This is a genomic window from Gallibacterium genomosp. 1 (genome assembly GCF_000771875.1).
Classification (GTDB): domain Bacteria; phylum Pseudomonadota; class Gammaproteobacteria; order Enterobacterales; family Pasteurellaceae; genus Gallibacterium.
The window spans coordinates 1-22,768 of the sequence record NZ_JPXX01000022.1 but is presented as its reverse complement, the minus strand read 5'-3'; the positions used below and the strand labels follow the sequence as shown (position 1 = coordinate 22,768).

Annotated in this window: 21 protein-coding genes; 15 read left to right on the top strand and 6 right to left on the bottom strand. The window is 37.4% G+C overall.

The genetic code is table 11. The annotated features are described in order from the left end of the window. Together JP36_RS08240 and JP36_RS11350 are read left to right on the top strand one after the other, a co-directional pair. The coding region (locus JP36_RS08240; protein WP_156106932.1) for an IS3 family transposase at window positions 1-815 on the top strand (815 nt) is incomplete at its 5' end. A gap of 53 nt (window positions 816-868) precedes the next feature. Continuing rightward, entirely contained in the window at window positions 869-976 is a 108-nt protein-coding gene (locus JP36_RS11350) for an IS3 family transposase (protein WP_418904667.1), read from the top strand. A 53-nt stretch (window positions 977-1,029) separates the two neighbouring features. On the opposite strand, the gene JP36_RS08235 is transcribed toward JP36_RS11350, so the two are convergent. Both JP36_RS08235 and JP36_RS08230 read right to left on the bottom strand, forming a co-directional pair. Beyond that, on the bottom strand, window positions 1,030-1,509 hold the full coding sequence (locus JP36_RS08235; protein ID WP_039081134.1) for a Dps family protein: 480 nt from the start codon (window positions 1,507-1,509) through the stop codon (window positions 1,030-1,032). Between the two features lie 117 nt (window positions 1,510-1,626). Next, window positions 1,627-2,199, bottom strand: a complete 573-nt coding sequence (locus tag JP36_RS08230) for an anthranilate synthase component II (protein WP_039173784.1) — start codon at window positions 2,197-2,199, stop codon at window positions 1,627-1,629. Between the two features lie 58 nt (window positions 2,200-2,257). On the opposite strand from JP36_RS08230, the gene JP36_RS08225 reads away from it, so the two are divergent. From JP36_RS08225 to JP36_RS08200, 6 genes are all read left to right on the top strand, one after another. Continuing rightward, window positions 2,258-3,253 (top strand): aminodeoxychorismate synthase component I, encoded by a 996-nt coding sequence (locus JP36_RS08225; protein ID WP_039173782.1) that lies wholly within the window; start codon window positions 2,258-2,260, stop codon window positions 3,251-3,253. Further along, entirely contained in the window at window positions 3,253-3,834 is a 582-nt protein-coding gene (locus tag JP36_RS08220) for an aminotransferase class IV family protein (RefSeq protein WP_039173780.1), read from the top strand. Before JP36_RS08225 ends, JP36_RS08220 begins: the two co-directional genes overlap by 1 nt. Window positions 3,835-4,044: 210 nt before the next feature. Continuing rightward, window positions 4,045-5,625 (top strand): lactate permease LctP family transporter, encoded by a 1,581-nt coding sequence (locus JP36_RS08215; RefSeq protein ID WP_039173778.1) that lies wholly within the window; start codon window positions 4,045-4,047, stop codon window positions 5,623-5,625. Between the two features lie 76 nt (window positions 5,626-5,701). After that, window positions 5,702-6,421 carry a (Fe-S)-binding protein gene (locus JP36_RS08210; protein WP_039173776.1) on the top strand — a complete coding sequence of 240 codons (720 nt, stop codon included), beginning with the start codon at window positions 5,702-5,704 and terminating at the stop codon, window positions 6,419-6,421. A 10-nt stretch (window positions 6,422-6,431) separates the two neighbouring features. Continuing rightward, window positions 6,432-7,844, top strand: coding sequence for a LutB/LldF family L-lactate oxidation iron-sulfur protein (locus JP36_RS08205; protein WP_039173774.1), 1,413 nt, complete (start codon window positions 6,432-6,434; stop codon window positions 7,842-7,844). Between the two features lie 9 nt (window positions 7,845-7,853). After that, complete coding sequence (locus JP36_RS08200; protein ID WP_039136135.1) at window positions 7,854-8,558, top strand: LutC/YkgG family protein; 705 nt, start codon at window positions 7,854-7,856, stop codon at window positions 8,556-8,558. Window positions 8,559-8,931: 373 nt separating this feature from the next. Here the strand turns inward: JP36_RS08200 and JP36_RS08195 are convergent, their stop codons facing one another. The 3 genes from JP36_RS08195 to xylA all read right to left on the bottom strand — a co-directional run bounded on the left by JP36_RS08195 (window position 8,932) and on the right by xylA (window position 13,222). Beyond that, window positions 8,932-10,254 carry an MFS transporter gene (locus JP36_RS08195; RefSeq protein ID WP_039136133.1) on the bottom strand — a complete coding sequence of 441 codons (1,323 nt, stop codon included), beginning with the start codon at window positions 10,252-10,254 and terminating at the stop codon, window positions 8,932-8,934. A gap of 128 nt (window positions 10,255-10,382) precedes the next feature. Continuing rightward, window positions 10,383-11,828: a xylulokinase gene (xylB, locus tag JP36_RS08190; RefSeq protein WP_039136131.1), complete on the bottom strand. Its 1,446-nt coding sequence runs from the start codon at window positions 11,826-11,828 to the stop codon at window positions 10,383-10,385. A gap of 74 nt (window positions 11,829-11,902) precedes the next feature. After that, window positions 11,903-13,222, bottom strand: a complete 1,320-nt coding sequence (gene xylA / locus JP36_RS08185) for a xylose isomerase (RefSeq protein ID WP_039136129.1) — start codon at window positions 13,220-13,222, stop codon at window positions 11,903-11,905. Between the two features lie 282 nt (window positions 13,223-13,504). Here xylA and xylF point away from each other — a divergent pair, with 282 nt between their 5' ends. Genes xylF through JP36_RS08170 form a run of 3 tightly spaced genes read left to right on the top strand, consistent with a single transcriptional unit; the run spans window position 13,505 to window position 17,194 of the window. Next, on the top strand, window positions 13,505-14,503 hold the full coding sequence (gene xylF, locus JP36_RS08180) for a D-xylose ABC transporter substrate-binding protein (RefSeq protein WP_039173773.1): 999 nt from the start codon (window positions 13,505-13,507) through the stop codon (window positions 14,501-14,503). 48 nt (window positions 14,504-14,551) lie between these two features. Beyond that, entirely contained in the window at window positions 14,552-16,063 is a 1,512-nt protein-coding gene (locus tag JP36_RS08175; RefSeq protein WP_039136124.1) for a xylose ABC transporter ATP-binding protein, read from the top strand. A 3-nt stretch (window positions 16,064-16,066) separates the two neighbouring features. After that, window positions 16,067-17,194, top strand: coding sequence for a sugar ABC transporter permease (locus JP36_RS08170; protein WP_039136122.1), 1,128 nt, complete (start codon window positions 16,067-16,069; stop codon window positions 17,192-17,194). A gap of 51 nt (window positions 17,195-17,245) precedes the next feature. On the opposite strand, the gene JP36_RS08165 is transcribed toward JP36_RS08170, so the two are convergent. After that, window positions 17,246-18,547, bottom strand: coding sequence for a nucleobase:cation symporter-2 family protein (locus tag JP36_RS08165; protein WP_039136121.1), 1,302 nt, complete (start codon window positions 18,545-18,547; stop codon window positions 17,246-17,248). A 154-nt stretch (window positions 18,548-18,701) separates the two neighbouring features. Here JP36_RS08165 and tehB point away from each other — a divergent pair, with 154 nt between their 5' ends. The 4 genes from tehB (at window position 18,702) to mtgA (ending at window position 22,703) form a co-directional block, all read left to right on the top strand. Beyond that, a complete protein-coding gene (gene tehB / locus JP36_RS08160; RefSeq protein WP_018346222.1) occupies window positions 18,702-19,565 on the top strand; it encodes an SAM-dependent methyltransferase TehB in 864 nt (287 codons plus the stop codon). A gap of 65 nt (window positions 19,566-19,630) precedes the next feature. Continuing rightward, window positions 19,631-21,670 (top strand): transglycosylase SLT domain-containing protein, encoded by a 2,040-nt coding sequence (locus JP36_RS08155; protein WP_039136119.1) that lies wholly within the window; start codon window positions 19,631-19,633, stop codon window positions 21,668-21,670. Window positions 21,671-21,706: 36 nt separating this feature from the next. After that, complete coding sequence (gene trpR, locus JP36_RS08150; RefSeq protein ID WP_039081146.1) at window positions 21,707-22,006, top strand: trp operon repressor; 300 nt, start codon at window positions 21,707-21,709, stop codon at window positions 22,004-22,006. Continuing rightward, entirely contained in the window at window positions 21,993-22,703 is a 711-nt protein-coding gene (mtgA, locus tag JP36_RS08145) for a monofunctional biosynthetic peptidoglycan transglycosylase (protein WP_039136117.1), read from the top strand. Before trpR ends, mtgA begins: the two co-directional genes overlap by 14 nt. Window positions 22,704-22,768: the final 65 nt, after the last annotated feature.

Below are 22,768 nucleotides of genomic sequence, written 5' to 3'. Positions count from 1 at the left end.
CTCGAGCGCAACGCTACCAAGCGGTAAAGGCATTAAAATCGTATGGAATAAAACGGGTTTGTGCGCTATTTTCGCTTTCAGAACGGACTTACTATGCCCGGAGAAAGCGGCAGGCGAAGCCCAATAAACATTTAGGATTGGCGGTAGAGATAAAGGCATTATTTGATGAAAGTCGTGGTTCAGCCGGAAAGCGGACGTTAAAAGCGAGATTAAAAAGTAAGGGTATTGAGGTAGGATTAGCCTTGATTCGACATCTGATGAAACAGCAAGGATTAGTCAGTAAACAGCCGCAAAAACGTTGGCGGACAGTCACGTCAGAGCAAGCGTCCACGTTGTTTCATAATGTGTTAAATCGGCAATTTAGTCCATGCGCTGACACAACGGTGTTATGCGGTGATACCACCTATTTGAAGGTGCAGGGGGAATGGCATTATTTAGCAATCGTGATGAACCTGGCGCAGCGTCAAGTGGTTGGTTGGCGATTGCAGAAACAGCATAATTCAACGTTAGTGGTGGAAGCATTAAATCATGCCATGCTGACAACGGAAAGAACGAGGAAGATGTTGTTTCACTCAGACCAAGGCAGTATTTATGGGAGTGAGTCATTTATACGATGTGTGAAACAGCATGGTTTGATACAAAGTATGAGTCGCCGAGGAAATTGTTGGGATAATGCACCGATGGAACGCTGGTTTAGGAGTTTTAAATATGAATGGATGTTAAAGGGCGGTTATTCTTCAATAGATGAAGCCAAGGAAGACATTAAACATTATGTGTTTTACTATAACAGGGTGAGACCGCATAGCTATAATTAAGGATTATCGCCAGTTTTAGCGAAAAAACCTATTAGGGACTGCTGATTTAGTGGATCACTACAGTTATCAAAGAATATGTTCGTTATTACAATGAGGAAAGAATACAATTAAAATTAAATGGACTGAGCCCTGTTCAATACAGAATTCAGTCCTTAAAATAACAGTCTAACTTTTCGGGGTCAGATCAAAAAGTGGTGGTTTTTTATTGGGAAAATTAGTTGTTGCAGCTTTCACAAGCAGCAGTAAACATCCATACTAATTTTTCTTGCTCTTTGATGTAGTCGCTCATTTGTGAAGCAGTGCCTTCATCATCTGCATCAGCGGCTAAGGCTAAGATTTCACGTTGCTGTTTTAACAAGGTTTTGAAACCGCTTAATGTGCCACTCAAACAGTCTTGCGCAGCACTTACGCCTGTATGTTCTTCAATTAAAGACTTAGTTAAATACTCACTGAACGCATTGCTTGGGGTGTAGCCTAAAGTCAAAATACGCTCTGCGATTTCATCCACTTTCACTACTAAATCATCATAAATTTCTTCAAATTTTGCGTGTAATTCAAAGAAGTTTACCCCTTTAATGTTCCAGTGATAACCACGCACGTTCATATAAAATACTTGATAAGTAGCAAGTAAATTATTGAGTTCTTGTGCTAATTTTTCTGAAGTTGCTTTGTTTAATCCTATATTTGTTGCCATAAAATATTCTCCTTTGTTTTGTTGCAAGTATAATAGAGGTTAATTCATTACAAATAAAATGGATATAAATGATAGATTTTATAGCTTAAAACTATTAATTTAACCATTTCAATAGCTTTAAACTTTCAAAAAGTTAGAAATTAATATCCCTCCGCCCTCAGAAATATAAGATTCAGGATGGAATTGCACGCCATAAATAGGAAAATAACGGTGTTGAATAGCCATAACAACATTCTCATCATCAACTGCAGTTATTTCTAATTCTGATGGAAAACGTTCTGTAGAAACTGCCCACGAATGATAAAGCCCGATTTGAAATTGGGCTGGTAAACCTGCAAATAAAGATGATTTTTCCTGCAACACGTTGATTTTTCTCGCTTGTCCATGTCGTACTGCTAACAAGTTATATAACTCTGCACCAAAAAACTGGCATAGGGTTTGATGCCCAAGGCAAACCCCTAAAATCGATTTGCTATGCTGATAGCGTTCCAACATCGCAAACAGTTGTGGATAAGCATTCGGCACATCAGGACCGTGGGAAATCAAAATATGGCTGAAATTGTCCACTTCATCAAGGTTTAGCTGTTCCACATTCACCACAGAAAACGGCACGTCAAATTGACGAATTAAATCCACTAAATTATAGGTAAAAGAATCGTGATTATTGATAATTAATAAATTTGTGTTCATCTCAGGGATTCACTACAATGACCAAAATGTTTGTTATCTTACTTGATTCATCGCCCTTATGCCATTTAATCACTTTGTGCAACAAGCCAACCGTTTAGGTGCGCAACGCACGCCCTTTTTCTTTTTGATTGATTTTGAACAGCAAAAGCCCATTATTTGCCCTCTTGAACAATGTGCAGAGCAAGGCATTTGGTTTGAATTTGCCAGCCAAAATAATCTTGCAACGGCACAAAAAGCTCCCCCTAAACAGCCCTTTAAGCTAGAAAAATTTCCCATTGATTTCGCCACTTATCAGCAAGGTTTTGAAATTGTGCAACAGGCGTTACAGCAAGGAAATTCCTATTTGCTTAATCTCACTTATGCCACGCCGATTGCAATAAATTACGATCTCAATACGCTGTTTTATGCCACGCAAGCGAAATATAAGCTATTGTTTAAAGAAGAGTTTGTCTGTTTTTCCCCTGAGCCTTTCGTGAAAATCGCTCATAACCAAATTTTCACTTACCCAATGAAAGGCACGATTAACGCAGACTTACCCGATGCCGAGAAGCAATTACTTAATTGCGAAAAAGAGCAACGGGAACACTGCACCATTGTGGATTTAATGCGTAATGATCTGGCTATCGTCGGGCAAAATGTGCAAGTAAAACGCTTTCGTTATTTAGAAAAGATTTTCACCGAACGTGGGGCGATCTGGCAGACAAGTTCTGAAATTTGTGCCGATCTTAAGGAAAACTGGCAAGCACATATTGGCACAATGCTCAGCCAGCTTTTACCCGCTGGATCAATCAGCGGTGCGCCAAAAGAAAAAACCATCGCCACCATTCAACAAGCAGAATTGACACCAAGGGGCTATTACACTGGCGTGTTTGGTATTTTTAACGGCGAGAGCCTGGAAAGTGCGGTGGCAATTCGCTTTATTTCGCAACAAAATGGACGTTATTATTTCCACAGTGGCGGCGGCATTACTATTCAAAGCCAAGCAGAGCAAGAATACCAAGAGTTATTGGAGAAAATTTATGTTCCACTTAAATATCAGGAAGGTGAAAAATAATGAATTTTCTTCTGTTTGAAACCCTGTGCATTGAAAAGGGGCAAGTGCAAAATCTTGCCCTACACCAACAGCGTTATGAAAATAGTCTGCGTGAATTTTATGCAGACCAACCTTATAAAATTTTTTCCCTAACAAAAATTCTGCAAAAAAACACCGCACTTTGGGTGAACAACCAAAGCCCGATTATCCGCTGCCGTATCGACTACAACGCTACGCAATATCGCCTGCAATGTTTTCCCTATCAACGTAAAAACTACCAACGCTTCCAGCCCGTGATTTGCGATGACATTGACTACCACCTCAAATACAGCGACCGCGCCATTTTCAACGAATTACTGAAACAAAAAGGCGATTGTGATGAGATTATGATTATCAAAAATGGCAAGGTAACGGATTGCTCCATTGGTAATCTGGTGTTACGCCAAGGCTCACAATGGTTTACCCCAGACAGTCCACTATTAATTGGCACCCAACGCACAAAACTATTACAAGAAAATAAAATTATTGAGATAAAAATCTCAATATCAGACTTGCCTCTATATGAAGAAATACGATTAATAAATGCGCTAAATCCACTATAAATCAAATTTTGATACAAACAACATAACATCTAAACCAGTCCTTATTTTTCATACTGTTATATATTTATTATCCGTTAGCTTTAATGTATTTAAATATTATTTTTCAAAAATAAGATCTCAATCACACTTTTTTAAAAGAAATAAATTGAAAATAACACTATTAACATTAGTATAACAATAGAAATCCCACTTATTTAGCGAGGTTATTTTATGCAATTATTTTTGAGCATTTTTCCTATTGTTCTTCTGATCTATTTAATGGTAAAACGCAATGCATTACCTTCTTACGTGGCTCTTCCTTGGATAGCTGTTGTTGTTTTAATCATACAGTTTATTTTCTTTGGAACAGATATTTCTACAGTAAGTGCAAATATTGCATCAGCATTGATTGCAGTTCAAACACCAATTACTGTGATTTTTGGTGCAATTTTATTCAACCATTTCTCTGAAGTTTCAGGTGTTACTAATACATTGCGCAAATGGTTGGCGAATATTAATCCAAATCCTGTAGCACAAATTATGATTATTGGTTGGGCTTTCGCTTTTATGATTGAAGGTGCAAGTGGTTTTGGTACGCCGGCTGCTATTGCAGCACCAATTCTTGCCGGATTAGGTTTTGCGCCGTTAAAAGTTGCAATGCTCACCCTTGTAATGAACTCCGTTCCGGTTTCTTTCGGTGCGGTGGGAACGCCAACGTGGTTCGGCTTCGGTCCATTAAATTTAACTGATACACAAATCTTAGAAATCGGTTCAATGACTGCGATTATCCACTCTATTGCCGCCTTAGTTATTCCATTAATGGCATTACGTTTAATCGTCGACTGGAAAGAAATTCGTCAAAATATTTTGTTTATCTACATCAGCATTTTTGCCTGTGTTATTCCTTATTTTCTATTAGCACAAGTTAACTACGAATTCCCAGCCTTAGTTGGTGGTGCAATCGGTTTGTTAATTTCGATTTTAGTTGCCAATAAAGGTATCGGCTTGGCAAAAGTTGAAAACACGTTGGATGATAAAGCCGTCAGCAATAATCAAGTGATTAAAGCGCTATTACCTACCGGTCTTCTTATCGCAATTCTTATCGTTACACGTTTACAACAATTACCATTCAAAGCAATGATGAACGACACCACCACTTGGTTCGGCGTTCAACTCGGTTCACTTGGTCTGTTTGAAGTCAGCCACGGCTTGATTTTCAGCTTAAAAAATATCTTCGGCACAGCCGTTTCAGCCAGTTATAAATTGTTATATGTTCCGGCATTGATCCCATTTGTGGTAACGGTGTTAATTTCTATTCCACTATTTTCGCTTTCAACCTCTAACACCAAAGATATTTTTGTCGGCAGTTTCAAACAGACTCGTAACCCATTCTTGGCATTGGTCGGCGCATTAATTATGGTTAATCTAATGTTGGTCGGCGGCGATAATTCAATGGTAAAAATTATCGGTAAAAGTTTCGCCGCAGCAACCGGTGAATATTGGACGCTATTCGCTTCCTATTTAGGTGCGGTCGGTGCATTCTTCTCTGGCTCAAATACTGTATCCAACCTCACGTTCGGTAGTGTTCAGCTTTCCACTGCGGAATTGACCGGATTATCAGCAACACTTGTGCTTGCGTTGCAATCCGTTGGCGGTGCTATGGGTAATATGGTTTGTATCAATAATATTGTTGCTGTATGTTCTGTATTGAATATTACCAATAAAGAGGGTGCAATTATTAAGAAAACTGTTGTACCAATGATAGTGTACGGCATTATTGCAGCACTTGTTGCCACATTATTACTCAGTTAGCAAGACACGTTAATTACTTATTTTTAATCTCAACCGGCATTTTGTCGGTTGAGTCTGTCTTTAAATTGGAGTGCTTATGAAAGTTAATTTTTATGTAACTTGTATTGGTGATGCAGTAAAAGCAAATGTTGCCAAACAAAGTGTCTTATTATTAGAAAAACTCGGTTGTGAAATTCTCTTCTTAGAAAAACAAGGATGTTGTGGACAACCTGCAACTAATGGAGGTTTTATTAAAGATGCCATTCCCGGAATGAAAAATCTAATTGAAACCTTTGAAGTTAATGATTTTCCTATTATCGCTCCTGCCGGTTCTTGTGTTTATTCCATCAAAAATTATCCTGAATATCTTAAGGATGAACCAAAATGGGCAGAACGTGCGAAAAAAGTGGCTGATCGTTTTTATGACTTAACTGATTTTATTGTAAATCAACTGGGCATTACCAATGTTGGTGCCAAATTGCTTGGCAAAGCTGTTTATCACCCTTCTTGTAGCTTATTCCGTAAACTTAACATCAAAGAAGAACCGCTAAAATTATTAGCAAATGTTGAAGGTCTTGAACTCCTTCCTATAAAAAATCAAACTACTTGCTGTGGCTTTGGTGGCACATTCTCTGTAAAGATGTCGCAAATATCGGGCGAAATGGTTAAAGAAAAAGCAAAACATATTCAAGAAGTAGAGCCAGATTATTTAATCGGTGCTGATGTAAGTTGCTTAATTAATATTGGCGGTCGTTTAAAACGCGAAGGCAGCTCAATAAAAGTACTACATATCGCTGAAGTATTAATGTCCAAATAGGAGCAAACAAATGACTATTCAGACAACAAATTTAGCTTTCAAAAAACACGTTGAAGAAGAATTAAATAATGAGATTATGCGTCAGGCTGTGGTTATGGCTCAGGAGCGTATTGGCGCTAATCGGCAAAAAATGGTCGATGATCTTGGACATTGGGAAGAATGGCGTGAACAAGCAAAAGAGATTAGAAATCACGTTTTAGAAAATCTAGATGCCTATCTTTATCAATTATCAGAAAAAGTAACTGCTAATGGTGGACACGTTTATTTTGCGCAAACGGCAGAAGAGGCTAATCACTATATTCAACAGCTTGCGTTGCAAAACAATGTGAAAAAAGTTGTTAAATCTAAATCAATGGTAACAGAAGAAATTGGCTTAAATCACGTTTTAGAAGCGGATGGTATTAAAGTGATTGAAAGCGATCTAGGTGAATATATTTTACAACTGGCTGGTGATAAACCCTCCCATATTGTAGTACCTGCCATTCACCGTGATAGATATCAAATTCGAGATATTCTAAAAGAAAAATTAGGCTATCAAGGCGATGCTACCCCTGAAGATATGACACTTTTTATCCGTGAAAAAATCCGTCACGATTTCTTAAGCGCAGATATGGGAATTAGTGGTTGTAATTTTGCTATTCCGGAAACCGGCAGCCTCTGCTTAGTTACCAATGAAGGGAATTTAAGAATGGTTACCACTGTTCCTAAAATTCACGTTGCCGTGATGGGAATGGAGCGTATTGCGCCGACTTTCCAAGAGGCGGAAATTCTGATTACAATGTTGGCTCGCAGTGCGGTTGGTGCCAAATTGACCAGTTATAACACTTGGCTTACCGGACCGCGCCTTGCCGGTGAAACAGATGGCCCTGAGCAATTTCATCTGGTTATTTTAGACAATGGACGCTCAAAAGCATTAGGTTCAGAATTTAATGATGTTTTACGCTGTATCCGTTGCGGTGCTTGTTTAAACACTTGCCCGGTTTATCGCCAAATTGGTGGTCACAGTTACGGATCTGTTTATCCCGGCCCTATCGGTTCAGTTCTCTCACCACTTCTCGGTAATTATCAAGAATTCCACGATTTACCTTATGCTTGTTCACTTTGTACCGCTTGTAATCAGGTTTGTCCGGTAAAAATTCCATTAGCAAATCTGTTATTAAAACATCGTACGCATATTGCAGAACAAGGTTTAAATCCAACCGCAGAAAAAATCTCAGTTAAAGCCTTTACCTTTACCAATAGCCACCCTACATTATGGAAAGTCGGTATGAATATTGGTGCAAAAGTAATGAAAGCAACGATTAAAAATGGCAAAGCACCTTTAAATATTGGTGTCATCGGAGAGTGGACAAATACTCGAGATTTACCAGATGCCGATGGCGAAAGTTTCCGTAGCTGGTTCAAAAATAGAAATAATGGATAAGGAGTCTCTATGTTAGATCAACAAAATCGTTCACAATTTTTGTCCCAATTGGCAAAGCAGTTAGGGAGACCTCTTCGTACTGAAGTTGTTGGCACTTATCCTAAAGTTAATGATTATCCAGAAACCCGTTTTACCGATCTTTCTGAAAAAGAGCGTTATCAAGCATTTATCAATACTGCCAAAGATATGTTAGTAGATGTAGTATTATCTACAGCAAAAGAAGCACACACTGACATTATCAAAATTTGTGAAAAATATAACGGTGGTAATATTGTATTGAATAATGACGAACGTCTAAAACAATATCAGATCACTCAAGCAGTACAACAACAATACAATACCCATATTTGGGCTGAATCAAGTAACGAAAACCTTGAATTTAGCAAAAACGCAAATATTGGAATTGTGTTCGCAGAATATGGGCTAATTGAATCAGGCGGAATTGTACTTTATTCTTCACCGAATAATGGTCGTTCTGTTAGTTTATTACCTCCAATTTCTGTCGTTGTATTAAAACGTTCCACTATCCAACCACGCATTACTCAAATCGCAAAAGTGCTACATCAAAAAGCGGAACAAGGCGAACGTATGCCATCTTGCATAAATATTATTTCCGGCCCCAGTGCAACGGCAGATATTGAATTAGTGAAAGTGGTTGGTGTTCACGGTCCAATAAAAGTAGTTTATTTATTGATTGATGATGTAGAAAAATAAATCCATTTCAAAAAGGCAGATTAACCAATCTGCCTCTCCAAAGGTGATATTACTCGTGGCAATGTGGTTTAGCAAAAGTACAAATGCAATGTTTTTTGGCAGCAATGATATAAAATCTTAAGAAGATAAAGGTAGCCTTGGTGTTATGAGCTGTATTGTATATTCTATTGGAAATAAAGGGCTTCATAACTTCCGCAGTAATCAGATGATAAAGATAAGTGAAAAACAACATTGAGCTAATACTCCTGTTTTTTCTCAATTTTTCCTTTTTGAGTAGAGCCAATAATAAAAAACAAACCTACGATGAAATCATAGGTTTGTTAGCAATCTGAAGTTTATCAAATGATATACCTGACTTTATGTAAATAATTGATTATAATCTATGAAATTTGGCTAAGATCATTAATGATAATGTCGTAATAACAATTGAGATCACAGCATACATATAAACACCATCCCACTGCCAAACATTTTTAATCATGACTACCGGAACTCCCGCCAATGCTGCCCCAACATAACTAAATAGACCTCTAAAACCCGTAACAGAACCCGCAGCATCTTTGTGCGTTACATCCAAACAGCCTACAGCAAATAACATATGTGGACCATATAATGCAAATCCCATAATAGCAAATAATCCAGCAGTCAAAACATAAGAACTATCTTGAACTACAGGAACCAAAATAATAGATGCACATAACATCAATGCAAACATCAAACCTGTCATCCAACGATTACTTCGAAATAAAAAATCTGATAAGTAACCTGCAATTAACCCACCAGCTAATCCACCAGCTTCAAACCAAGTAATAATTGAGTTAGCTTTCACTAAATCCCATCCCTGCACTTGAACATAATAAATTTGAGGCCAATCATTTAAAATTGTACGTGCAATATAAACACAGAGATCTCCAACTATAATGACCCAAACAAGCGGATTTTTTAAAATATATTTAAAGAAAATTTCCCAAAAGCCTAAATGAGATGGACTCGCTTTCACCTGAGCCATTTCAGAAGCATCATTCCGCCACTCTCCAACAGGGGGTAGGCCTTCTGAACCAGGGCGATCCTTAATAAATATTAAAGCCAAAATCCCCATAACAATTGAAATTACACCTGGTACATAGAAACCCATTTTCCAACTTCCACTTAACATTATTGCGTAACTAGTTAATAGTGGGGCTAAGCTACCACCGATATTATGAGCAGCTTCAACAATGGCCCACCAACGCCCACGTTCATTTTTTGAGAACCAAGAAGCCATAATTTTAGCCATCGGAGGAAAACTTGTTCCTTGCAGAATAGCATTCAATGCATACAAAATATAAAAAGCAGTGATACTATCAGAAAAACCAAATAAGAGATTAATAACACCAATGCCGATCAGTGCTGGGCCAGTCATTGCTCTTGGATTTACTTTATCAACAACCATTCCTCCAACAAATTTCATTGAGCCATAAAGAATGTAAAATAATGTTGACATCACTGCAAAATGCTCTGCCGTTAAAGCAGTTTGCTCAAGCATCATTGGCGCAGCAGCCGCAAAATTTTTTCGTGTTAAATAAAACACCGCATAAGAAAGAAAAACTGCGGTTACAATTTCTATTCTAAATTTACGATATACTCGATCAACTTCATTGGGACTTCTTGTAACTGGTATATCAGGCTGATTAAATAACCATTTTTTAATATTCATAAAAAATTCCTTATTTTGCTATTTGAAATAGAAGACCTTTGAATAACAACAAGATATTCAGCTCGTAAATAAAGAAAAAGTGAGAATAGCTACTGATTACTTCTCTTTCTCTATTCAATCAAATCATACTACAAATATTTTAGTCGTTGATACAACTGTTTAAATTTTTCATATTTGCTTCTATATTGCTGAAATTTTTGGTGATTCGGTAAATAACGAGCCTCCAGTTCAAGCGGGGGACAGAATGTAGCAACATCTTGTTCCGGATGCAATGCCATTTGTGCTAATTTAGCTGCACCAAGTGCTGGGCCGATATCGCCACCAACACGATACTCAAAGGTCATTCCACTAATATCGGCAAGCAGTTGTCGCCAAAAATGGCTTTTCGCACCGCCTCCAATCAACATAATATTATCTGCTTTAATACCGCTTTCGTGTAAAACCTCAATACCCTCCGTTAAGGCAAAACTCACCCCTTCCACTACTGCTCTTGCCATTTCCGCTTGTGTTGTATCGTGATGCAATCCCCAAAAAACGCCACTAGCATAAGGATCATTATGCGGTGTTCTCTCTCCGGAAAGATAGGGTAAAAATAAAACCTGTTTACTGCTTTCCGCCCGTTCCGCCAAAGCGAAAAATTCAGCAATATCATTGATACCTAATGCTTTGTTCGCCCAATCAATACAGGAAGCGGCACTTAACAGCACTGACATTAAATGCCAACGATTCGGTAAGGCGTGACAAAAACTATGTACCGCTTTTGCCGGATTACTTAAAAAGCTATCGGTAACAACAAAATAAACACCGGATGTACCTAATGACAACATCGCTTGTCCCGATTTATGTAGACCTACACCAATCGCTCCAGCTGCATTATCGCCACCGCCGGCAACAACCGGTACTGATTGCATATTCCATTGTTGTGCCAATTCAGGCAATAGATAACCACTAATTTCATTACCCTCTTGCAATTTAGGCATCTGTTGTTCGCTAAGATGACACGCCGATAATAAAGCCTCACTCCATTTACGCGCACCGACATCCAACCACATCGTGCCTGCCGCATCAGACAGATCACTCACATATTCACCAGTCAGTAAAAAGCGTAAATAATCTTTTGGTAACAATACTTTAGCAATCTTATTGAAGACTTCCGGTTCGTTTTTTTCAATCCATTTTAATTTAGGTGCAGTAAATCCCGGCATCATCAAATTTCCGGTAATTTGACGAGAATTCGGTACGGCTTGTTCCAATTCCTGACATTCTGCAAAACTACGCCCATCATTCCATAAAATCGCCGGATATAATACCTGATTATGCTGATCCAACATTACCGCACCGTGCATTTGTCCGGTCAAGCCGATCGCCTTAACAGCAGAAAGATCCTGTTGTTGCGATAATTGTGTTAAACATTGTTGCAACGCCTGCCACCAATCTTCCGGATCTTGCTCCGACCACAGCGGCTGACGGCGGGTTACAGTTAATAATGCAGAAGTGGTCGCAATAATTTGTTGCTGTTCATTCAGTAATACTATTTTGATACCAGATGTCCCTAAATCAATGCCGAGATACATAATCGTCCCCTAATACCGTTTTTATTTAACTAAAAAAATTAAGGGTACGATAAAAAGTACCCTTAATTCCTAATCTATTTATAAATATATGAATTTACAATATTTTCCAACATTTCTTGACGACCTGAAACTGGTTTTGGTGCAATTTCATTGTTCATTATGTATTCAGCAAGATCTGCTAATGAAAGTTTACCTTTCAGAATATCCTGACCGAATTGAGTATTCCATCCAGCATAACGTTCATCTTTTAATACTTGTAAACGATCATTTTCAATCATATCCGCTGCAATCAATAGTGAATGAGCCAACACATCAATTCCACCAATATGTGCGTGCATTAAATCATAACGATCAATACTTTGGCGTCGAATCTTCGCATCAAAGTTAAAACCACCAGTGCCTAATCCACCTGCCTTCAAAATTTCATAAATCACTAATGCATTTTCTTCAACACTGTTCGGGAATTGATCAGTATCCCAGCCTAATTGTGCATCACCTCTATTTGCATCAATTGAACCTAAAATACCTAAAGCAGCTGCAGTTGCCACTTCGTGTTGGAAAGTATGCCCAGCTAAAGTTGCGTGATTTGCTTCAATGTTCACTTTAATTTCATTTTCTAAACCAAATTGTTTTAAGAAGCCGTAGACTGTCGCCACATCATAATCATATTGATGTTTTGTCGGTTCTTGTGGTTTAGGTTCAATTAATAATGTACCTTTAAAACCGAGTTTATGTTTATTTTCCACCACAAGTTGCATAAAGCGCCCTAATTGTTCACGTTCACGTTTCAAATCAGTATTAAGAAGTGTTTCATACCCTTCACGACCACCCCACAACACATAATTTTCACCACCTAATTTCTGTGTTGCTTTCATCGCATTGAAAACTTGTGTTGCTGCGCAAGCAAACACTTCCGGATTAGGATTGCTGGCTGCACCAGACATATAACGTTTATTGGTAAAACAATTTGCAGTACCCCATAATAATTTAATACCGGTTTCTTCCTGTTTTTGAGCCAATAAATCTACAATAGTAGAAAAATTATAAACATATTCTTTAAATGAATTGCCTTCCGGTGCAATATCCACATCGTGGAAACAGTAATATGGAACACCCAATTTTTTAATAAATTCAAATGCAATATTCGCTTTTTCTTTTGCCGCATCTAATTCTGTCGGATTTTTTTGCCAAGGACGATCCAATGATGCTGTACCGAACATATCAGTACCGTTCCAACAGAAAGTATGCCAATAACAAACTGCCAAACGAAGATGTTCTGCCATTGTCTTGCCTAAAACAACACGATTTGCATCATAAAAACGATAAGCGAACGGATTAGTTGATTGTGTACCTTCATATTTTACTTGGTCAATTTGATCGAAATATGTTGTCATTTTTTATTCTCCTTGCTGGGTTAATTAAATTAATGAGCAAAGAGTAAAACCGAAAAATATCTCCTTCAATTACGTTATTTCTTTTTGCTATTTAGATAATTGTTTTTTGTGATAAAGCTCACATTCTTGTTTTACCTCACAATTTTTCAATATTGTGAGAGTTATCACAGAAACGAAAAAACGTAATCGAAAAACAAAATTTATAAATTGTTCTACCTACTGAAATTAGCAATAGTAATAACCGTTGTATTCCTAATCCTTTTAAATTACGAGGTGAATCATATGAAATTGAAAAAAACTTTATTATCCGTTGCACTTATTTTGGGTTGTATGAGTGGAATATCAAATGCTAAAGATTTAACTATTGGAATGTCTATTGATGATTTACGTTTAGAACGCTGGCCAAAAGACAGTTCAATCTTCAGCAAGAAAGCAGAAGAATTAGGTGCAAAAGTATTTGTACAATCCGCAAATGGTGATGATGCAGTTCAAATTTCGCAAACCGAAAATATGATTAATAGAAATGTCGATGTATTAGTCATTATTCCTCATAACGGCGATGTATTAAGTAATGTTATTGAAGAAGCCTCACGTTCAGGAATTAAAGTTCTTGCTTATGATCGTTTAATAAATAATGCCAATATTGATTTTTATGTTTCATTTGATAATGAAAAAGTGGGGGAATTACAGGCATCAAGTTTGGTGGAATTAAAACCTAGCGGAAATTATTTTTTAATGGGTGGCTCACCTGTTGATAATAATGCAAAACTCTTCCGAAAAGGTCAAATGAAGATTATTCAACCTTTAGTAGATAAGGGTGATATTAAAATTGTCGGAGATCAATGGGTTGATTCTTGGCTTCCTGAAAAAGCATTACAAATTATGGAAAATGCTTTAACTGCCAATAACAACAAAATTGATGCCGTTGTTGCTTCCAATGATGCAACTGCCGGTGGTGCAGTACAAGCGTTACAAGCACAAGGTTTAGCTGGGAAAGTAGTGATTTCTGGACAAGACGCAGACCTTGCTGGGATTAAACGTATTGTTGCTGGCACACAAACTATGACTGTTTATAAACCAATTAGTAAATTGGCAAATGCAGCTGCTGAAATTGCCGTTAAATTAGGAAAAAATGAAAAAATCGAAAGCAATGCAGTATTAAATAATGGTCTTAAAGATGTACCTTCATATTTATTAACTCCTATTGTTGTAACTAAAGATAATATTGATGAAACTGTTATTAAAGATGGTTTTCACACTAAAGAAAGTGTTTATAAGTAATTATTTTTGAGGGAGTTTTCTCCCTCATTTTATTTTAAGGTGGTTTCTATGGACGTATTATTAGAAATGAAAGAAATAGTGAAAAAATTCGGCGATGTTAAGGCGCTAGATAATATCTCTATTTCTGTTTCTCCCGGAGAAATACTTTCTCTTTGTGGAGAAAATGGTTCCGGAAAATCAACACTAATGAAGGTTCTTTGTGGTATTTATCCTTATGGCGATTACGAAGGAGATATTTATTTTTCTGGTGAATTGCTAAAGTCAAAAAATATTAAAGATACAGAGAGTAAAGGTATTGCAATCATTCACCAAGAGCTTGCTTTAGTAAAAAATATGACCATTATGGATAATATTTTTCTTGGTAATGAAATTACTAAATATGGTATTGCTGATGAAAATGAAATGTACCTTCGCTGCCAAAAAATGTTATCTCAAGTACAATTAAATGTTGATCCCTATACTGTAGTGAATGAGTTAGGTTTAGGCGAACAACAATTAGTTGAAATAGCAAAAGCACTAAATAAAAATGTACGTTTATTAATTTTAGATGAGCCAACAGCTTCCCTCACTGAAAAAGAAACTGATATTCTGCTTGATCTTATTCGTAATTTAAAAGCGCATAATATCGCTTGTATTTATATTTCCCATAAATTAAATGAAGTAAAAGCAATTTCCGATAAAATTTGTGTTATTCGTGACGGTACACATATCGGTACTCGTTCAGCAAAAGAGATGAGTGAAGACGATATTATTACAATGATGGTTGGTCGTGAGATTACTTCGTTATATCCGCACGAAAATCACGATATTGGTGAAGAAATTCTATCAGTAAACAATCTGACTGCTTGGCATCACGTCAATACTCATATTAAACGTGTAGATAATATCAGTTTCCAATTACACAAAGGTGAAATTCTTGGTATTGCCGGTTTAGTCGGTTCAGGCAGAACTGAAATCGTTCAATGCATTTTCGGTGCATATCCCGGTAAATTCCAAGGTGAATTTAAACTTAACGGTGAAACTGTAAAACATAATAGCTGCGCCGATGCGATTAAAAACGGTATTTTTATGGTGCCAGAAGATCGCAAGCGCCACGGAATTATCCCGATTATGGGAGTGAATAAAAATATCACCTTATCTGCCCTAGCAAAATATTGTCACGCCAACGTGATTAATGAAGCGTTGGAAGAAACCATCATTCAACAATCTATTCAGGAATTAAAAGTAAAAACACCTAGTCCCGACCTTGCAATTGCCCGTTTAAGCGGTGGTAACCAACAAAAAGCAATTTTAGCCAAAGCATTATTACTTAATCCTAAAATTCTGATTCTCGATGAACCGACTCGTGGTATTGATGTTGGTGCAAAATATGAAATTTATAAATTAATCAATGAATTAGCTAAGAAAGGTGTTGCTATTATCGTCATTTCATCTGAATTACCGGAAGTGTTAGGTATCAGTGATCGTGTTTTAGTAATGCATCACGGAAAATTAAAAGGCAATTTAATTAATCATCAACTTACGCAAGAAAAAGTAATGGAAACCGCACTCAAGGAGTAGTCTATGAAAAACCTAAAATCCATTAATTTACAAGTGTATATTATGCTAATTGCGATTATCGTAATTATGCTGTTTTTCTCTTTTGCAACTGATGGTGCTTACCTTAGTGCAAGAAATATTTCTAATCTATTACGCCAAACCTCAATCACAGGTATTCTCGCAATTGGGATGCTTTTTGTCATTATTGCGGCTGAAATCGACCTTTCTGTCGGTTCACTGATGGGATTACTCGGAGGTTTTGCGGCTATTACTAACGTCTGGTGGGGCTGGCCTTTGCCTACAACCATTTTAGCTACATTGATTTTAGGTTTAATCTTCGGTGTTTGGAACGGTTATTGGGTTGCATATCAACGCGTACCTTCATTCATTGTTACCCTTGCTGGATTACTCGCTTTCCGTGGAATTTTAGTCGGGATGACTAACGGCTCCACAGTCTCTCCAACCAGCCAATCAATGAATTTGATCGGTCAAGCTTATATTCCAGATATTTTCGGCTTAACCATCGGTGGTTTAGCAGTATTGGCTTTCATTTTATGGAACAGTCGTCAACGCCACGCTCGACAAAAACTACAGCTTCCAGTGCCAGCATTATCAAAAGATATTCTCACTTATGCTGCACTTGCCGTTTTATTACTAGGTTCAATTTACTTGTTGAATGACTATCGTGGTATTCCATTCCCAGTATTGTTATTGGCGATTCTTGCCGTTATTGGCTACTTTATTTCCAAAAAAACTGCTTTCGGACGCTATATTTACGCGATTGGCGGTAATATTGATGCTGCCAGATTGTCCGGTATCAAAGTAGAAAAAATTAAACTTGCTATCTTTGCAATTAACGGTTTGATGGTTGCGATTGCTGGCTTAATTTTAAGTGCCAGATTAGGTGCCGGCTCGCCATCGGCAGGACAAAATGCGGAATTGGATGCGATAGCCGCTTGTGTTATTGGCGGTGCCAGCCTTGCCGGCGGTGTCGGTAGCATTTTCGGAGTGATTATAGGGGCTTTAATTATCGCTGCATTGGATAATGGTATGAGTATGTTAGACGTTCCAACTTTCTGGCAATATATTGTAAAAGGCGGTATTTTATTACTCGCCGTTTGGGTAGACTCTATCAGCAAGAAAAAAGAGTAATCTTAGCAATAAAAAAATGCGTTGGGTAAATCTCCCAACGCATTTTTTTTGTTATTTTCTTGTTTTTTCTTCTGGAAGAATTAAATTTAAAATTAATGCCAATAATGATCCTACAGTAATGCCTGAACCAAAAATTTCTTTAAAAAATGCTGGTAATTTATCAAGAATTTCCGGTCTGGTGGTAACAGCAAGCCCACAACCGATAGAAATAGCAATAATTAAACCGTTACGCTTTGTTCTTTCCACTTTATCCAACATTTGAATACCAGCAGCAATGATCATCGCAAACATCATCAATCCTGCTCCACCAAGCACAGGTAGTGGAATTGATACAATTAATGCACCGAAGACAGGGAATAATCCGGCTAACACCAGCAATCCGCCGGTCATCGCTACGACATAACGGCTTGCCACACCAGTGAGGGAAATAACACCAATATTTTGTGAGAAAGAGGAAAACGGCGTTGTCGACATAATTGCAGCTAAGGCTGAACCTACCCCATCACAAAGTACACCACGACGTAAATGATCGCCGGTAATTTCAGTTTTTGTCGCATTACCTAAAGCTAAAAAATTACCGCTTGATTCTACAATTGTCACCAGATAAGCAATGCTCATCCCGATAATACCGGAAATTGGAAATGCCAAACCGAAATGTAATGGCTGAGGTAAAGCAAAAATCTGTGCCTGTTTAACGCCATCAAAATTTACCCAACCTAATGCCAACGCTACGCAATATCCGGCAAGCATTCCGATAACAATGGCGGCTGCAGAAAAAATACCTTTTCCCCATTGAACTAAAATTACCACTAATGCCAACACAAAGAATGCCATAATTAAATTTTCCGGAGTAGCATATTGTGGTTCACCGCGTTGACCACCAGCAAACCAATCCACCGCTACTGGAATTAAACTTAATCCAATCATTGTGACCACAGTGCCTGTCACAACAGGTGGAAATAATTTCCGGATAGAAGGCATAAAGAAACTGCCGATAATCATTACTAAAGAACCAACCAGCGATGCACCTAATATTCCGGCAACGCCATCTTCACTAAAGCCAATCGCTAATGCCGCCGCCACAAAAGTAAAGCTGGTTCCCATTACGCTCGGTAAACGAATGCCGATAGGTCCAACACCTAAACATTGAATAATGGTAACAACACCGGAAATCAGCAACGCTGCATTTACCAAAACAATAGTATCTGCGGTCGGTAACTGCAACACATTTCCAATTACCAACGGCACTGCGATAATACCACCTAATGCGGCTAATAGATGTTGTGCCGCTAACAATAAACCTAAACCGAAAGGCGGTTTATCTTCCACGTTAAAAAGGAGCTGATTGTTCATAATTCCTCAAGAGTAATGTAAAAAATGGTTGGGATTATAGACTTGTATTATTTGATAAGCAAACGTTTGCGTAAATTTAATAAAAATAGGTTACTGCGATAGTTTTTAATCTGTATATAATAATCACCTTTAAAGCCATCAAGGAGCAATCATTATGCAACAAAAATTAATCGCTTATAAAACAATGCCTGTTTGGACAGCAAAAACTTTACCGGCAATGTTTCAAGAAAAACACAATACAAAAGTCGGCACTTGGGGACAACTTCGTGTATTGAAAGGAAAACTTAAATTCTATGAACTTACTGAAGAAGGCGAAGTCATTAAAGAACACCTTTTTACAGCAGAAAGCGACATTCCTTTAGTCGAGCCTCAAGCTTGGCATCGTGTTGAAGCCGTTTCTGAAGATCTCGAATGCCAGCTCTCTTTCCTTTGCCGCCCTGCTGATTATTTCAGTAAAAAATATAATATGACAGCTACACATTCTGAAGTGAAAGCTGCCAGCGAAATGCTCTCTCCTTGTAAAGTCTTGGATTTAGGTTGCGGACAGGGGCGTAACAGCCTTTATTTAAGTTTATTGGGTTATGACGTAACCTCTTGGGATCATAATCCGAACAGCCTACAATTTTTGGCAGAAACAGCACAAAAAGAGCAATTAAATATTAAATCTGCACTTTATGATATTAATTCAGCCAACATTCAGGAAAATTATGACTTTATCGTTTCTACCGTTGTTTTTATGTTCCTAAATGCACAAGCGGTGCCGAATATCATTGAAAATATGCAACAACACACTAATGTCGGTGGTTATAATCTGATCGTTGCGGCAATGGATACAGCCGATGTACCTTGCCCAATGCCATTCTCTTTTACCTTTAAAGAAGGTGAATTACGCCGTTATTATCAAGGTTGGGAGTTAGTGAAATATCAAGAAGAGATGGGCGAATTACACAAAACGGATGCAAACGGCAACCGTATTAAAATGAAATTTGTCACAATGTTGGCAAAGAAAACCGCTTAATTCTACTTGAGAATTTTCACATTTTGCCAAGCGTGCTAGACTAAATGAAAGTTTAAGGAGACACTATGCGCGTTTGGCAAAAATCTATTCTAAAAAACATTCTTTTTGTTAGCAGTATTATTTCCTCTTTTTCTCTGTTTGCTGCTTCCGAACAACTACAACAATTATCAAAAAATGAGTTTAAACAGACGTTCAATGTACAAAATGGTACAGTGATTCGCCAACAATATCAGGATATTATGCAGCTTCTCAGTGGGGAAGTGAGTGAAACCACGATTACTTTCGTTCGCCAAATGCTGCCTACTATTGCACAATATCCGCTTGCACCTTATGTTGATTATCGTCTATTCAATAAACAGTCATTGATTACGCCGCAACAATTAAAACTGTTTATCCAACAAAATCCCAACTTTCTATTAAATGATAATTTAATAGATCTTTTTTATAAAAAAGCATTTCAGCAGCAAGCTTGGCAACTTTTATTGGATAACAAAACATCTTTTCCTGCTAAAACAACGGCTCAACAATGCATTCAATTATTAGCTACACAAAAAACGAGCAACATATCAAAAGAACTTGATCTTCTTTGGCAAGATACGGAAAAACTTTGGTTAAGTGGGGAAAATTTACCATCACAATGTGATCAACTTTTCCAACTTTGGCAACAGTCAGGAAAATTATCAGATCAACTAATCTTACAACGTGCCGAATTGACTTTAAAATCACAAAATAAAAATCTTATTCGTTATTTACAACGGCTCACAAATAATATTGATTTACAAAAACAGCTACAACAATGGGCAGATCTAATTAGCAATCCACAACAATTAATTGTGATGCAGTCAAATTTACCCCACTCCACGACAAATAAACAATTACTATTGGAGATTTATCCTCGCTATTTAAGTTTTTTCTCTGAACAAAGCCTGAATCTATCTCAAATACAACAACAAATTGAGGATTTGCAGAAAAACTGGCAGCTTACCGCGCAAGAGCTTAATTTACTTTATAAAGCGGTTTTACAACGCTTTTTTGATAATAAACAGCCTGAATGGCAACAGTGGCGCGATCAAAAATTAATGCAATTAAAAGATAATAGCTTAATTGAACGCCGTATCAGACTGGCAATCCGTCAGCAACAACCGTTACAAAACTGGTTAGATCAATTATCTGCCGACACAATAAATCAAGATGAGTGGCAATATTGGCGCGCTTGGCAGTTACAAAAAAAGGGTAAACAGCAGGAAGCAGAGAAAATTTGGCAAAATTTAAGCCGAAAACGTGGTTTTTATGCGTTATTGTCGGCACAAACATTAAATATCGATTATCAACCGGTAATGCAGGATCTTCCCCAACCGATCAATTTTGATGATTTATGGCAAGATCAAGAAATTACCACCATTTTATCTCGTGTCATTGAATTAAGGAATTTCCGATATTTAGATGATGCCTACAGTGAGTGGCTATTTTTGCTAAATTTAGCAACCGCACAACAACAGCTATTATTAGCAGAATATGCCTTACAGCAGCAATGGTATGATCTCACTGTTGCCGCCACCATCAAAGCTAAAGCGTGGGATTATTTACGATTACGGTTACCATTGGCTTATCTTGACTGGTTTAGCATCAATATGGCTGACAAAACGATCAGCAATAGTTTTGCAATGGCTATTGCACGCCAAGAGAGTGCTTGGCGACCAAATGTACGCTCATCCGCTAATGCAATTGGTTTAATGCAATTACTGCCTAGTACCGCCAAAGCTACTGCTCAACAGGCAAATTATAGCATTCAACGTGCTAATAATTTAACCGATCCATTAGGAAATATTCTTTTAGGTACAGCACATTTGCAACAACTTGCCCAAAAATACGGCAACAACCGTTTATTAATAGCTGCCGCCTATAATGCCGGTGCAAATCGTGTTGATCGTTGGTTAAACGAAAATGAAGGTAAACTTTCAATGGCAGAATTTATTGCCTCAATCCCTTTTTATGAAACCAGAAATTATGTACAAAACGTCGTAAGTTATGACTATTACTACCAACTTCTTCTAAAACAGGAGCTAAAAAAATTCAGCAAAACTGAAACTGATCGATTATACTAATCATACTAGTTTAATAGTAAATGAAAGGAGTAAGTTATGTATATCAGTCGTGATCTCGAACGATGGCAAGAATTAATCACCTTTTTACGACAAGGATTCGCCTCAGGGAAAGAGCAGGAAGTGCTGATGATGTTATTAACCCCTGATGAAAGAGATTCACTCGGATTACGCCTACAAATTGTTAAACAGTTATTAGAAAAAAAATCATCACAACGTGAAATTCAACAAAATTTGAACACGAGCGTTGCTACCATTACGCGAGGTTCAAACTTAATTAAGAGTATCGAACCTGATTTTCTACAATGGGTCAAAGCACAATTAGATGTTCAAAATTAAGTTTTGTTTTTCTCAATCCTGCTATCCCCGACTTACTAAGTTAGTGCTTAGTATTATTGTATTTTTTGTCTGTTGCATTCTGATATTTCGTGTTGTTCCAATTCCTTTTTCATCTTATATGTTGCAAAAAACTGTGCAAAACAGCTTTAATAGCCATTATCACACTCGTCATCAATGGGTAAGTCTTGATAAAATTGCACCATCAATGCAACTTGCTGTTATTGCTGCTGAAGATCAAAAATTTCCTGAACATTGGGGCTTTGATCTTGAAGCAATTAAAAAAGCAATAAAACGCAATCAATCTTCAAAAAAAACGTTCGGTGCTTCTACAATCTCACAACAAACAGCAAAAAATTTATTTCTATGGTCAGATCGAAGCTGGATCAGAAAAGGCTTAGAAATACCGATAACTCTCAGCTTAGAGTTATTTTGGTCAAAAAAACGAATTCTGGAGGTTTATCTCAACATTGTAGAATTTGGTGAAGGTATTTTCGGCGTAGAAGCGGCAAGCCGTTTTTATTTTAATAAAAGCGCCGCTAAACTGACCTCTTCACAAGCGGCATTACTTGCAGCAGTCTTACCTAATCCATTGATTTATAAAGCTAATAAACCATCAAGTTATGTCCAATCCCGCCAACGCTGGATCTTGAGACAAATGCAACAGTTAAGCACTACTTACCTTAAGCAACTTAACTGAAAACATTAGACAAAAATATTCGGTAACCAATTAGATACAAATAAAAATGGCATAGTAGACAAAAT

Bases quoted from the DNA above. Each gene is read 5' to 3' on its own strand.
- JP36_RS08230 (WP_039173784.1), bottom strand. From the start codon at position 2,199: ATGAACACAAATTTATTAATTATCAATAATCACGATTCTTTTACCTAT.
- JP36_RS08205 (WP_039173774.1), top strand. From the start codon at position 6,432: ATGACTATTCAGACAACAAATTTAGCTTTCAAAAAACACGTTGAAGAA.
- JP36_RS08225 (WP_039173782.1), top strand. From the start codon at position 2,258: ATGCCATTTAATCACTTTGTGCAACAAGCCAACCGTTTAGGTGCGCAA.
- JP36_RS08170 (WP_039136122.1), top strand. From the start codon at position 16,067: ATGAAAAACCTAAAATCCATTAATTTACAAGTGTATATTATGCTAATT.
- JP36_RS08215 (WP_039173778.1), top strand. From the start codon at position 4,045: ATGCAATTATTTTTGAGCATTTTTCCTATTGTTCTTCTGATCTATTTA.
- JP36_RS08195 (WP_039136133.1), bottom strand. From the start codon at position 10,254: ATGAATATTAAAAAATGGTTATTTAATCAGCCTGATATACCAGTTACA.
- xylF (WP_039173773.1), top strand. From the start codon at position 13,505: ATGAAATTGAAAAAAACTTTATTATCCGTTGCACTTATTTTGGGTTGT.
- JP36_RS08210 (WP_039173776.1), top strand. From the start codon at position 5,702: ATGAAAGTTAATTTTTATGTAACTTGTATTGGTGATGCAGTAAAAGCA.
- tehB (WP_018346222.1), top strand. From the start codon at position 18,702: ATGCAACAAAAATTAATCGCTTATAAAACAATGCCTGTTTGGACAGCA.
- JP36_RS08165 (WP_039136121.1), bottom strand. From the start codon at position 18,547: ATGAACAATCAGCTCCTTTTTAACGTGGAAGATAAACCGCCTTTCGGT.
- xylB (WP_039136131.1), bottom strand. From the start codon at position 11,828: ATGTATCTCGGCATTGATTTAGGGACATCTGGTATCAAAATAGTATTA.
- xylA (WP_039136129.1), bottom strand. From the start codon at position 13,222: ATGACAACATATTTCGATCAAATTGACCAAGTAAAATATGAAGGTACA.
- JP36_RS08235 (WP_039081134.1), bottom strand. From the start codon at position 1,509: ATGGCAACAAATATAGGATTAAACAAAGCAACTTCAGAAAAATTAGCA.
- JP36_RS08200 (WP_039136135.1), top strand. From the start codon at position 7,854: ATGTTAGATCAACAAAATCGTTCACAATTTTTGTCCCAATTGGCAAAG.
- trpR (WP_039081146.1), top strand. From the start codon at position 21,707: ATGTATATCAGTCGTGATCTCGAACGATGGCAAGAATTAATCACCTTT.
- JP36_RS08155 (WP_039136119.1), top strand. From the start codon at position 19,631: ATGCGCGTTTGGCAAAAATCTATTCTAAAAAACATTCTTTTTGTTAGC.
- JP36_RS08220 (WP_039173780.1), top strand. From the start codon at position 3,253: ATGAATTTTCTTCTGTTTGAAACCCTGTGCATTGAAAAGGGGCAAGTG.
- JP36_RS08175 (WP_039136124.1), top strand. From the start codon at position 14,552: ATGGACGTATTATTAGAAATGAAAGAAATAGTGAAAAAATTCGGCGAT.
- mtgA (WP_039136117.1), top strand. From the start codon at position 21,993: ATGTTCAAAATTAAGTTTTGTTTTTCTCAATCCTGCTATCCCCGACTT.